The sequence below is a fragment of the Actinomycetota bacterium genome (assembly GCA_012837825.1).
In the GTDB taxonomy this organism is placed as follows: Bacteria; Actinomycetota; Humimicrobiia; order Humimicrobiales; family Humimicrobiaceae; genus Humimicrobium.
Genome location: DUQM01000018.1, coordinates 1 through 13,078, shown reverse-complemented (window position 1 = coordinate 13,078; position 13,078 = coordinate 1). Strand labels below are relative to the sequence as shown.

General features: G+C 38.6%; 12 protein-coding genes. 11 read left to right on the top strand and 1 reads right to left on the bottom strand.

The features are described 5' to 3' along the window. Positions 1-2: 2 nt before the first annotated feature. The gene (locus GXZ93_01700; protein ID HHT78505.1) at positions 3-314 is read right to left on the bottom strand and encodes a hypothetical protein; all 312 of its coding nucleotides are present in this window, start codon (positions 312-314) and stop codon (positions 3-5) included. 350 nt (positions 315-664) lie between these two features. Between GXZ93_01700 and GXZ93_01695 the strand changes: the two genes are divergently transcribed. The 11 genes from GXZ93_01695 to GXZ93_01645 form a co-directional block, all read left to right on the top strand. Further along, complete coding sequence (locus GXZ93_01695) at positions 665-1,678, top strand: FAD:protein FMN transferase (GenBank protein ID HHT78504.1); 1,014 nt, start codon at positions 665-667, stop codon at positions 1,676-1,678. A gap of 11 nt (positions 1,679-1,689) precedes the next feature. Beyond that, positions 1,690-3,093, top strand: coding sequence for an electron transport complex subunit RsxC (gene rsxC, locus GXZ93_01690; GenBank protein HHT78503.1), 1,404 nt, complete (start codon positions 1,690-1,692; stop codon positions 3,091-3,093). A 43-nt stretch (positions 3,094-3,136) separates the two neighbouring features. Further along, positions 3,137-4,201 (top strand): RnfABCDGE type electron transport complex subunit D, encoded by a 1,065-nt coding sequence (locus GXZ93_01685; protein HHT78502.1) that lies wholly within the window; start codon positions 3,137-3,139, stop codon positions 4,199-4,201. A gap of 30 nt (positions 4,202-4,231) precedes the next feature. Beyond that, entirely contained in the window at positions 4,232-4,798 is a 567-nt protein-coding gene (locus tag GXZ93_01680; protein ID HHT78501.1) for an FMN-binding protein, read from the top strand. 43 nt (positions 4,799-4,841) lie between these two features. Then, complete coding sequence (locus GXZ93_01675) at positions 4,842-5,483, top strand: electron transport complex subunit E (GenBank protein HHT78500.1); 642 nt, start codon at positions 4,842-4,844, stop codon at positions 5,481-5,483. Next, positions 5,476-6,063: an RnfABCDGE type electron transport complex subunit A gene (locus GXZ93_01670; protein HHT78499.1), complete on the top strand. Its 588-nt coding sequence runs from the start codon at positions 5,476-5,478 to the stop codon at positions 6,061-6,063. The genes GXZ93_01675 and GXZ93_01670 overlap by 8 nt, the downstream gene beginning before the upstream one ends. 30 nt (positions 6,064-6,093) lie before the next feature. Next, positions 6,094-6,921, top strand: coding sequence for a 4Fe-4S binding protein (locus tag GXZ93_01665; protein HHT78498.1), 828 nt, complete (start codon positions 6,094-6,096; stop codon positions 6,919-6,921). Positions 6,922-6,935: 14 nt separating this feature from the next. Beyond that, the gene (locus GXZ93_01660) at positions 6,936-7,400 is read left to right on the top strand and encodes a dCMP deaminase family protein (GenBank protein HHT78497.1); all 465 of its coding nucleotides are present in this window, start codon (positions 6,936-6,938) and stop codon (positions 7,398-7,400) included. A 272-nt stretch (positions 7,401-7,672) separates the two neighbouring features. Continuing rightward, a complete protein-coding gene (locus tag GXZ93_01655) occupies positions 7,673-10,153 on the top strand; it encodes a diguanylate cyclase (GenBank protein ID HHT78496.1) in 2,481 nt (826 codons plus the stop codon). 360 nt (positions 10,154-10,513) lie between these two features. Beyond that, positions 10,514-11,800 (top strand): UDP-N-acetylglucosamine 1-carboxyvinyltransferase, encoded by a 1,287-nt coding sequence (murA, locus tag GXZ93_01650; protein ID HHT78495.1) that lies wholly within the window; start codon positions 10,514-10,516, stop codon positions 11,798-11,800. Positions 11,801-11,806: 6 nt separating this feature from the next. Further along, positions 11,807-13,078, top strand: a 1,272-nt coding sequence (locus tag GXZ93_01645; protein HHT78494.1) for an LCP family protein, incomplete at its 3' end; no start/stop codon positions are given.

The window sequence follows — 13,078 nt, the reverse complement described above, 5'->3', positions numbered from 1 at the left end:
CGTTATTCCAAAATTCTATTTATTATTTGACTGACAATTTTTTCTTTTTTAACTGCGGAATCACTTTTTAATTTTTCAATTTTATCTTCAAAATCACTGCTGAGCTTTTCTTTTTCAGCCAGGGCGTCTGCAGATGCTTTTTCTCTTGCATCAAGTATCATCTGCTTAACTTCTGCTTTTGAATCTTTTATTTTTTTATTGCTGTCACTGTATGCCTTTTCAATAATTAAAGCGGCCTCTGTTTTCGAAGATTCTATTATTTCCTTTGATTTTTCTTCAGCCGATTTGATTTGTTCAATTATGTTTTCAATCATGTTTAAAAATTATCTGACGGGTTTTTATTTAAATTTAATTATATCAGATTAAGAGTCAACAACATATGATATCAATAAATTATTTGCTGTCAACATTGTGCATAGTGAGAAATTTTTATTTCCGGCTTTTTAAAAACAGATATTCCTGTGGATAGATATTTCAAAATCCAAAGGATTTTCAAGTAAATTTAATTGAAAAAATATTTTATTGCAGCAAGATAGCCGGCTTGGTTTTATTACTTGAAATTGTTTTGCTCTGGTGAGAAAATCATCAGGTAATTGTGAGAAAATCATCAGGTAATTATTAATTTATTAATATAAATCATTAATATAAATCAGGCAGATTTTTAATGAAGTCAGAAAAAAATCTTTTAGGAACATTATTGTTATTTTCCTCAGCATTTTTAATTGTGATATTTATATTTTCCCTGGCGGGATGCAGCCGGTTGCCGGAAAGATTTGAAGATACCAGGGAAAAAATGGGAACTTTCGTAAATATTATAATTTACAGCAATGAAGAAGATTATGCAGAAATACTTGAAAGTTCTTTTCGGAAAATCGATGAGCTTAACAGAATAGCATCAAATTATGACAGCGAAAGCGCCGTTTCTGTTTTAAACCGGGACGGAATAATCAGGAATGCACCTGATGAATTGATAGAGATCATTAATATTTCAAAAGAATATAATATAAAAACTGAAGGAGCTTTTGATATTACTGTCAATCCTGTTCTTGAGCTATGGTCAGAAGGTTTGTGGCAGGAAAGCGAGGAAATCCAGAAACAAAAGATTAATGAAGCATTAAAACTTCTTGGTTCGGAACAGATAAGCGTTAAAGGCAGAACCATATCTCTTGGCAAAGAAAGCATGTCCCTTACCCTGGGCGGAGTTGCGAAAGGCTATATTGTTGACAAGGTGATTGAGAATTTAAAATCCGGAGGGATAGAGAATGCCCTGGTTAATGCAGGCGGAGACATGAGAATACTGGGCTCCAAACCTGACGGGTCCTCGTGGAACATAAGTCTTGAAAATCCGGATGATACCTCTGAGCAGATAATCAGTTTTTCACTTTCTGACAAATCAATAGCTACTTCCGGGAATTATTACAGATATTTTGACCCCGAAAGCAAAGCACATCATATAATAGATCCAAGGACAGGATTTTCCTCAAACAAGTGTATCAGCGTGACTATAATTGCGGAAAATGCTACAATTGCTGATATTCTTGCAACATCAGTGCTTGTCCTTGGCCCGGAAGACGGGTTAAGAATTATTGAAAATATTGAAAATGCAGAAGCTTTTATTATAGATAATGAAAGAAATTTTCATAAATCAAGCGGAATTGAAAAATTTATTGTAAAATAGTAAAAAATAAAATGACAATAAAAAGATTAAAATTTACTACAGGCCTGAAATTACCTGAAAACAAAGTAACTGAGCACATGCCGGTCACCAGGCTTGATATGCCTTCAAAAGTAATACTGCCCCTGCAGCAGCATTTCGGCCAGCAATGCAATCTGCTTGTAAAAAGAGGAGAGAAGGTAAAGACAGGGCAGATGATTGCCGACTCCGAGAGTTTTGTGTCTGCACCCATCCATTCAACGATAACAGGAGTGGTTAGTTCAGTTTTTAAAATGATAAACCCTCTTGCAAATTCAATTGTGGATGCTGCAGAGATTACGGCTTCCGAAACGGAAGAAATCGAGTATTTGTCTGTAAATCCGGTTTTTGAAGAAATAAAAAAGGATCTTGAGGGTTTTGAGGAGAATAAGGAAGCAGGAGAATATCTTGAAGGAAAAATAAAAGAAATAATCTCCAAAATAAATGGTATCGGTAATGAAGAGATAATATCTGTTGTTAAGAATGCCGGAATAGTGGGGCTTGGAGGAGCAACTTTTCCCACTCATGTAAAGCTCAGCCCCCCGAAAGATAAAAAAATAGACTCTCTTATTATAAACGGCTGTGAATGCGAGCCTTATATAACAGCTGATCACAGGATAATGCTTGAATATGGAATGCAAATGCTTATAGGCGCTTATATCTTTTATAAGGTGCTTAATCCCCGGAAAGTTTATATAGCTATTGAAGACAATAAAGAAGATGCAATTTTAAATATTGATAATCTTATTATGAAATCAGGTCTTGCTGATAATTTCTGTGTAGTGTCACTTAAATCAAAATACCCGATGGGCGCAGAAAAGACGCTTATTAAAAATGTGCTTAAAAGGAAAGTTCCCGTCGGCGGACTTCCGCTTGATGTTGGCGTTGTTGTCAACAATGTAGGTACATGCAAGGCTGCCTGTGATGCTGTTTTGAAAGGCCAGCCGCTGATTGAAAAAGTAATTTCAGTAACCGGGGCTGTTTCAAATCCCGGCAATTTCATTGTAAGGATAGGAACTCCTGTCAGCGAGATCCTAAAATGTTGCGGAGAGTTCAAGAGTGAAATCAGGGAAATTATTCTTGGTGGCCCCATGATGGGAAATGACATAAATGAAGAGAATTTTCCTGTCACAAAAGCTGTGAACTGCATACTTATAAAAAGAAGTCTTCCAAGAAATGAAGGAAACTGCATAAGGTGCGGCAGGTGCGTGGATGTCTGCCCCATGAATCTTATGCCGTTAAATTATGCCGGTTTTGTAAAGAACAGCAAATTCGATATGTGCAGCGAATACCATATATCAAGCTGTATAGAATGTGGTTCCTGCGCTTATGTATGCCCTTCTGCAATTCCGATAGTGGCATATATAAAAACAGGCAAAAGCATACTGGCAGGCAGATAAAATCAGGAGCAATCAAGAATAATAATAAATTTTAACTTTAAAAATGAACGAAACAAATAAAGAAAATATTACTGAGGAAAATTCTGAAAATAATAAGTCTGCCGGCAGTCAGAGCGGTGGTGTTTCAAAGGGTGCCGTTCAGGAAAACATAATTGTAAGGGAAAATAATTTTATTTCCCAGCCTCCGCATATCTGGAGAGGTATTTCAACCGCAAAGATAATGTATATATTTTTTGCATCGCTTATTTTTCCTTCAGTTGCCGCAGTTTATTTTTTCGGACTCAGAGCTTTCTGGGTAATGCTTGCTTCCACAGTCACCTCAGTTCTTGTTGAGCTGATAATAAAGAAAGCAAGAAAAAAGAATTTTAAAATGGACGGAAGCGCCCTTATTACCGGATTGCTGCTTGCGCTTACTCTCCCGCCGCGTATTCCGATATGGATGGTAGTGATAGGTGCAGCATTTTCGATTGCTCTTGCAAAGGAAGCTTTTGGCGGGCTTGGCCATAACATATTTAATCCTGCGCTTGCGGGAAGAGCTTTTCTTGCAATTTGCTTCCCGACATTTATGACACAATGGTATCTCCCCGGTAATTCCGGGATAGATGCAGTTACTTCTGCTTCTCCCCTGGGGGAGAGTTTTGTTGCAGAAGGTTCAAAAATCGCCCTTTACAGGGATTTGTTTTTCGGGAATGTAGCCGGCTCCATAGGTGAGACATCTGCAATGCTTATAATAATTGCCGGAATATTGCTTATAGCTTTCAGGATAATAGACTGGAAAATACCTCTGGTATATGTGGCAACTGTTGTAATAATGTCTTTGATATTTGGCGAAGACATATTATTCCAGGTGATGGCAGGAGGACTTCTTTTTGGAGCTGTTTTTATGGCAACTGATTATGTAACCTCTCCTGTAACCGGACCGGGCAGGATAATCTTTGCAATAGGATGCGGGCTGATAACATTTTTGATAAGACACTTTGGAGCAATGCCTGAAGGCGTCTGTTTCTCAATACTTGTCATGAATGGCTTTACTCCGCTGATTGACAGATATATAAGGCCAAAACCGTTCGGATATGTAAAGCCCCGGAAAGCAAAACGGGCAAAATAAAAAAGAAATAGAGATTAACCGGGAAAGAAAATGATTTCAGAAAAAAAGACAGGATTAGGCATAAAGATACTAAATAACAAAATTTATCCCATTGTTTTCTTATCGATAATAGTATTTGTAGCCGTCCTTTTACTGATGCTTGTAAACAGTTTTACGCAGACAAAAATACTTGCGGAAAGGGAAGCTAAAGTTACAACCGTTCTTCAGGGAATTTATCCTGAAATGCAGGATTTTGAATTAAAAGACGATATTTATATCATACTTAAGGGCGGAGATGTAATAGGGTATTCATTTGTGGCAGTCGGCAAAGGCTATGGGGGAGATATCAACACCCTGGTCGGACTTAACAAGGATTACACCGTGAAGGAAATTTCCATACTTTCAAATACGGAAACCCCCGGTCTTGGCACAAAAATACTCGAAGCTTTCTTTACTGACCAGTTCAGGGGCCTGGAATCCGGAGATGTTAAACTAAGCAAGGACGGCGGAAAAATAGATGCGATATCAGGCGCAACAATAAGTTCAAGAGCTGTAACTGATTCTGTAAGGACGGCAATTGAGGAAAAACTGGAGATTATAAAATCAAAGAATTATTAATATCGATATAAAAATTAATAAAGCAAATTATCAAAGTAAGAAAATGATTGAAAAACAGGAAAGATTAACAGCAAAAAGGTTCTGGCAGGAATTTGCAAAAGGCATAGTAGTTACAAACCCTGTATTTGTACTGGTTCTGGGGCTGTGTCCGACACTTGCCGTCAGCAATTCACTTAATAATGCATTAGGAATGAGCGTGGGTGTTATTTTTGTATTACTGGGCTCAAATATAATTATTTCTCTTTTAAGGAAAGTAACCCCGGATCTTGTCCGGATACCGGTATTTATAGTTGTAATAGCTACTTTTGTAACAATACTGAGCCTGGTTTTTGAAGCTTATCTTCCTCCGCTATATGAGTCGCTGGGCATCTATCTCCCTCTTATAGTCGTTAACTGCATTATTCTGGGAAGGGCCGAGGTTTTTGCATCAAAAAATTCAGTCATTCTTTCAATTGCAGATGCTTTCGGAGTCGGCTTTGGTTTTACAATTGCGCTTATAATAATTTCGTTTTTCAGGGAATTGCTGGGAACAGGCGGTCTTGAAATATTCGGAAAACAATTATTCTCCATACCGGTTCTTGCTGAAAGCCCCATGTCCATATTTATAATGCCTCCGGGAGCATTTATTGTACTTGGCCTTTTAATTGCATTATTCCGAATGATAGGAGTGTTAAAAAATGAATGAAGCAGGTCCGAGCCTCATTACGATTTTTATGAGTATGGCTCTTATAAACAATTTCATATTGTCAAAATTCCTGGGACTGTGTCCTTTCTTCGGTGTTTCCAAGAAGCTGACCAATGCTATAAGCATGGGAGCGGCAGTCACCCTTGTAATGATTATGGCGTCTATTGCAACCACACTTATTTACAGATTTATTCTTGTTCCTTATAAAGTTGAATTCATGAATGTAATCATATATATACTGGTTATAGCATCACTTGTACAGATAGTGGAATTATTTATCAAGAGAACTAATATAACTTTATATAATTCGCTTGGCATATATCTTCCGCTTATTACAACAAACTGCGCCGTACTCGGCATTACGCTGATAAATGCGCAGGCAAACTATAGCATGGTGCAAAGCATCATCAGTGCTCTTGGCGGTGGAATAGGTTTTTCCATTATGCTTATAATAATGTCCGCGATAAGGGAAAGGCTGGAATTGGCGGATACTCCCAAATCAATGAAAGGACTTCCTATAGCATTTATAATCGCTGCAATCCTTTCCCTGGCGTATATGGGTTTCAGCGGGATGATTTAAATAGAAATTTTATTTATTTAAGGAAAAGTTATGTGGATAATAATAGCAATATTGACAGCAGTGGGAGTTGTCTGCGGGGTACTGATATGGGTAACCAACAGAACACTTCCCAAGGAACCTGCATCACTTGCAAAAGCGCAGGAAGTTTCCGAGCACCTTCCCGGCATGAACTGCGGTGCCTGCGGATTTCCAGGATGTTTTGCATATGCTCAAGCCCTTTCAAAAGATAAAAAAGTATTTTTTTCAAATATATGTGCAACCGTCCTTCAGGACAATACAATGCTTGGCGGAATCGAAAAAAGTCTTGATCTTGTGGTTGACAAAAATGCAATGAACAAGAAAGCAGTGGTTTGCTGTAGCGGAGACTGCGAAAAAATTGGCACTTATGTAGGAGTAGGAACTTGCAAGGCTGCTTCAAAGCTGCTTAAAGGTTTTAAGAAATGCCCGTTTGGATGCCTGGGGCTTGGAGACTGCACTCATGTCTGCCCGCAAAGCGCAATAAGTATTGATGTTGACAAAAAGATTGCCGTAATAGATCCGGACAAATGTACCGGCTGTGGCTTATGTGTTAAAGAATGCCCGAGAAATATAATTAAACTTATACCTGCAGATTCAAAAGTTGTGTTCAGGTGCAGTTATGACAGCGTAAGAGATATACCCGGAAGGGAAAAATGCGAATCAGGATGTATCCATTGCAGAAAATGCTATAAAGCATGTGAAAATGAAGCAATTATCTGGAACAAAGAAAAGCAGATACCTGAATTTGATCTTAGCAAATGCATAGACTGCGGAGCATGCATAGCAGCGTGTCCAAAAAATGTGCTTACAAAACTGAGAATTGATTCTTCCAAAAAGTAAAAGGTTTCAGGCAAATGAATGAGGAATTAAATAAACGGCCTTCCTGGGATGAGTACTTCATTTCCATTACAAAAACCGTTGCCTCACGCTCTACATGTCTCAGACGCAAAGTAGGGGCTATAATAGTCAAAGACAAAAGAATACTTACTACCGGATATAACGGGGCACCGAGAGGTGTCAAAAGCTGTTTGGAAATAGGAAGATGCTTGAGGGAAGAACTCCGGGTTCCTTCAGGCCAGAGACATGAGATATGCAGGGCTCTTCACGCAGAACAGAATGCAATAATTCAGGCCGCATATCACGGCGTCCGTATAACAGGTTCAAGCGTTTATTCAACAACCCAGCCATGTGTTCTTTGCGCAAAAATGATGATAAATGCAGGAATACGAAAGATTTATTATTATGAAGAATACCCTGATCAGTTTTCCCTCGACCTTCTTAAAGAAGCGGAAGTCGAACTTATAAAGCTTACCATATAAAAAGCCTGCCATATAAAACCATAAACCTTTTAAAAGCCTGAATAATCCTTAAAATATTTTCGGTGCCTTACAGAAATATTTTCACCGCAACCCTGCCTTAATAAAGGCTGTTCAGATTAAATTTAAAAACAATGTTTTAAATAAGAGCAATAGTTGGTTTGAAAAATTATTATAAAAGAACAAATAAAAGTGTATATAATGGTTTTTATATTGTAAAAAATGATGTATAATGATTTTTATTTAACAACTATAATATGTGCATATATATATATATGAGAATTATTGAAAAAATATCTGATATTAAAATAATATTTTCTATCTTTTTAATTGCCTCAGTAATCGGAGGCGGTTTTTACATATACGACACCTGCTCGAACTATAAAGAAAAAGCAAAAAGCCAGGCTTTCGATATTATTGAATCAGCCAAAGCATTCATTAATACTGATTATATCAATAGTCTTGATGTTAATTCAAGCGATATTGAAAAACCTGAATATAAAGAACTAAAAGACGGCCTGATATCTTTCAAGGAAGCAAACAAAGGCATCTACTTTGCATATTTATATACGCTGATTGACGGAAAAGTATTTTTGATGGCGGATTCCGAAGATAGCAGTTCTGGCGAATACTCACCTCCCGGTCAGCACTATTATGAAGCTGCAGATGAGGCAAAAGCTGCTTTTGTAGAAGAAAAGAATTTTGTTGTAGGACCGGTTACCGACAGGTGGGGAACATGGGTGAGTATTTATATCCCTATCAGAGATCAGCAGTCGCAGAAGGTTATTGCAGTATTCGGTGTTGACTATGCAGAGAAATTCTGGAATAGCGAGATATGCAAGCAGGTAAGACATGCGGTAATACTGGTTGCTTGTATTATTCTGCTGCTTTTATTTCTACATGGACTCTTAATAAAAAATCATACCATGAATTTCATAAGCAGAAAGCTACGTGACAGCGAAAATCTTTTCAGAACTATTTTTGAGCAGGCACCCACAGGCATAGCAGTCGTCAGCAATTTTGGTTTTGCATCCATGGTTAATAAAGGACTTGAAAAAATACTGGAAAGGCCGGAAAAAGAAATACTTTCCCTTGACTGGAGAGGGGTCACACATCCTGACGATCTTGAGGAAGATCTGGCACTTTTTGAGAAATTCAAGTCAGGAGAAATAGAAGGCTATTCCATGGAAAAGCGTTTATTAAAATCTGACGGGTCATATATCTGGGTCGATATGACAATAGCCGGGCTGGGTCTGATCGGAGAAGAAAATCAGGATTATTTATGCATACTGAAAGATATTACGGAAAACAAAAAAGGATTCGAGGCCTTAAAAGAAAGCGAAAGAAGCAAATCAGTTCTTCTTTCGCATTTGCCGGGAATAGCATACAGGTGCAAATATGACAGAGAATGGACAATGTTGTTTGTTTCTGACGGCTGTTTCAAGCTTACCGGTTACAGGGCTGAGGATCTCATAAATAATAATAAAATTTCATTTAGGCAGCTTATAGTTCAGGAATTTGTTGATGTTCTCTGGAAAAAATGGGAGCGGACAATAGCTTTAAAAACCTCTTTTCAGGCTGAATATAAAATAATAACGGCTTCCGGTGAGCACAAATGGGTACGGGAGATGGGACAGGGTACCTATGATGACGATGGAAACGTTGAAGCTCTGGAAGGCATAATCATCGACATAGATGATTCAAAAAAGCGCCAGCTCCAGATAGAATTCATGAATGAACATGACTTTCTAACCGGTCTTTACAACAGAAGATATTATGAGGAAGCAAAAGCCAGGTTTGACAACGAAGAATATTTTCCACTTTCAATAATCCTTGTAGACATAAACGGCATTCGTCTCATAAATGATGCTCTGGGATATTTTGAAGGAGACCATATCATAAAAGAAACAGGAAGAATCCTGGAAAGCTGCCTTCGCGAAGATGATATACTTGCAAGAATCGGGGGCGATGAATTTGCATTGCTCCTGCCTCATACCAGCAGGGAAAGCGCAAGTTCGCTGCTTTATGAAATAGAAGACAAGGTAAGCCAGTATAATGAAAGCACAAAGGAAGAAGTGAGATATATAAGCATTGCCATGGGATATGGAACCAAAAACTCATCTGAAGAAAATATCGGGGATGCCGAAAGAGAAGCTGAAGAGTATATGAACAAACGAAAGCTTTTTGAAAAGAAAAGCCATCACCATACAATACTTTCCTCAATCATGGATACCATGTATGCAAGGAGCCAGGAGACCAAAGAGCATGCTGAGCGCCTTGCACATATTTCAAGACTTATCGGGGAGAAAATGGACCTTCCGCAAGAAAGCATGGATGAGCTACAACTTTTTGCAATGCTGCATGACATTGGAAAAGTAGCGATAGATGACAGAGTATTGAACAAACCCGGAAAACTGACAAAAGAAGAGTGGGATATAATGAAAAAGCATTCCGAGATAGGCTACAGAATCGCCATGGCTTCTCCCGAGCTTGAATCTGTTGCGGAATATATACTTTGTCACCATGAGCGCTGGGACGGTAAGGGATATCCTGCCGGCCTTAAAAAAGAAGAGATACCTCTTCTTTCCAGGATACTTGCATTTGCTGATGCTTATGATGCCATGACTGTCGACAGGATTTACAGAAAAGCGCTCACAAAGCAGGAAGCAATAGAAGAAATAGAAAAAAATGTGGGAAAACAGTTTGATCCTGAAATATTTAAAATCTTTATCAGGATAATTCAGGATCTTGATTAAAAATAGTTTTTAATAACAAATTTAATAAAAAAGTATTGGTTTACAAATAATTTTATTTCCCTGAAATAAAAAAACTTCTTATAAAAAATAATACCGGCTACCACCCTGGCGGCAATCATTTTTTTATTAAATCCGGGAACAGCTTCTGCAATACCGGCAGACGCAGAGTTTGACTTTCTTAAACCTGAGCCTGAAAATACTTAAAAATACATTTTCCCATTCTTTAAAGTTATAATATAGATTCTGATCGGCATTTTTTTAAAATATACAGGCGCCTGCTGTCCGGTTTATTTTTTTAAATTAATTATTTTGTTATAATCAGTTTTTAAAATTTCACAAAGGCGGATTTAGTTAAATTAAATGAAATATATTATCAAAGGCGGGAACAGGCTTTCCGGAAAAGTAAAAGTAAGCGGTGCAAAAAACTCGGCATTAAAAATAATGGCAGCTTCAATAATGTCGAAAGGAAAGACAATACTGAAAAACGTTCCGATTATTGATGATGTCCTTACAATGGCGGACGTTCTTGAGCTTCTTGGAGCCCGGATAAACTTTGATAAATCAGGTAATTGCATAGAGATAGATCCTGATGATATCAAAAGCTTTGAAGCTCCATACGAACTTGTAAGAAAGATGCGCGCATCTATTCTTGTTGCAGGCCCTCTTCTTTCAAGATTTGGGGAAGTAAAAGTTGCCATTCCGGGAGGATGCAATATTGGCTCAAGACAGATTGACATGCATCTCAAGGGTTTTGAGCAAATGGGAGCAGACAGTGTTACAGAGCATGGTTATGTTTATATCAAAGCGGAAAATCCAAGCACAAAAGGGCAGAGAAAAAGACTGAAAGGCACAGCTATCAATCTTGATTTTCCGTCGAGGGGAGCAACTGAAAATATCCTTATGGCTGCCTCACTTGCATCAGGGACAACATCAATTTATAATGCCGCCAAGGAGCCGGAAACAAGCGATCTTGCAAGATACCTTATAAAATGCGGCGCAGATATCTCAGGGGTTGACAGCGACTGTCTTGTCATAAACGGAGTCGATGAACTGAGAGGCTGTGAATATGAGATTATGCCTGACAGCATAGAAGCCGGCACTTTCATTGTTGCCGCAGCTTTGTGCGGGAAGAAAGTCGAAATCCGGGATGCCATATGGGACAATATGGGGATTTTCTGCAACAAGCTTGCTGATGCCGGGGTAAACATTACAAATGTAAACAATGAATCAGTCATAGTTAAAAAAACAAGAGCATTGTTTAAGAATGTGCACATATCCACGCTTCCTTTCCCGGGTTTTCCCACTGATCTGCAGCCGATTATTTCCGTGTTTCTTTCGCTTGTCCCGGGTGTATCGGTAATAACTGAAAATGTTTTTGAAAACAGATTCATGTATGTGGATGAGCTAAACAGAATGGGTGCAAATATAAAGATAGACGGACACCATGCAGTTATAACCGGTGTGCCGAAATTGTCGGGCGCTCCCGTAAGCGCTACAGATCTGAGGGCAGGCGCTGCCCTGGTGCTTGCTGGAATGGCAGCGGAAGGGATTACGGAAATAAGCGATATACATCATATAATGAGAGGATATGAAAATTTTGATAAAAAGCTCAGAGAGCTTGGAGCGGATATAATAAAAACAGATTGACATATAATGAATAAAGAAGAAAATAATACAGAAAATAAAATCAACACAGAGCTGAAAAAAACGGTGAAAAAAAACGGATTTAAAAAGCTTCCTTTTTATGCAAAATTTTTAATTATATTTTTTTCATGTGTCATAGGAATAGCAGCCATAGGTGCCGGGATTTTTTACCGGTATGTAAATAATGTAAACAATATGATGAATTCGGTAACGAGTTCGGAAATTGAAAACATACTTACCCCTGTCCAGTCTATAGAAGAACCTGTCACCATGCTTCTTCTCGGGAAAGATTCAAGGGATGCCGAAAATGACACAGGAAGGGCGGATACCATAATGCTTCTCTACCTGAATCCTGAAAGGGAGCAGGCGACTCTTTTGTCTATTCCAAGGGACACATTTGTTGAAATTCCAGGCTATGGTGAAGATAAAATAAATGCTGCCTATGCATATGGCGGTGAGAAACTGATGATTGAAACTGTTTCAAAATTTCTTAATGCGGATATAAATCATTATATAACTATTGATTTTGATGGTTTTGTGAAACTCATTGATGCTCTTGGGGGAGTCGATATTGTTATTGACAGACCGCTTATTGATCCAAAATCCGGCGCCAACTTTTCTGTCGGGAACCATCATCTTACAGGAGAACAGGCGCTTTCCTACTCAAGAAGCAGGTCAACCGAGCTTGCGGACATAGGAAGAATACAGAGGCAGCAGCATCTGCTCGTATATCTTGTTGAGCAGAAACTTAATATACAGTATCTTTCCAATATACCGAAATATTTCAATATTCTTGTTTCAAACACTCTGACAGATCTGGATCTGGTGACTTTGCTGAGGTATGGGAAAACCGGTCTTTCCTATGAACCTGAGGATTTTGAAACGGCTATTATACCTACTCATGCGGACTGGATAGAAAATAAAACCATAAGTATCCAGATACCCGACACAGAAGAAGCAAGGGCGATGTGGCAGAGGATAATAAACGGTGAACCGGCAAGCAAGTTCAATGCTTCATACTCAGTAGCGCCGGATGCTATTCCGGATGCGCTTGCAACGGGAATGGTGTATGAGATACAGGTTAAGGTAAAAAACACGGGAGCGATAACATGGGAAAGAGGAGGAAAGAATCCTGTTCTTATAGGCTATCACTGGATTAATTTTGACACAAAAGAAATGACGGTATTTGACGGCAAGAGATCCATGCTTCCCTGGGACAGCGTTGCTCCGGGTGAGGAAGTCACTTTTGACATGCAGATAAGCGCGCCCCCGCAGAAAGGC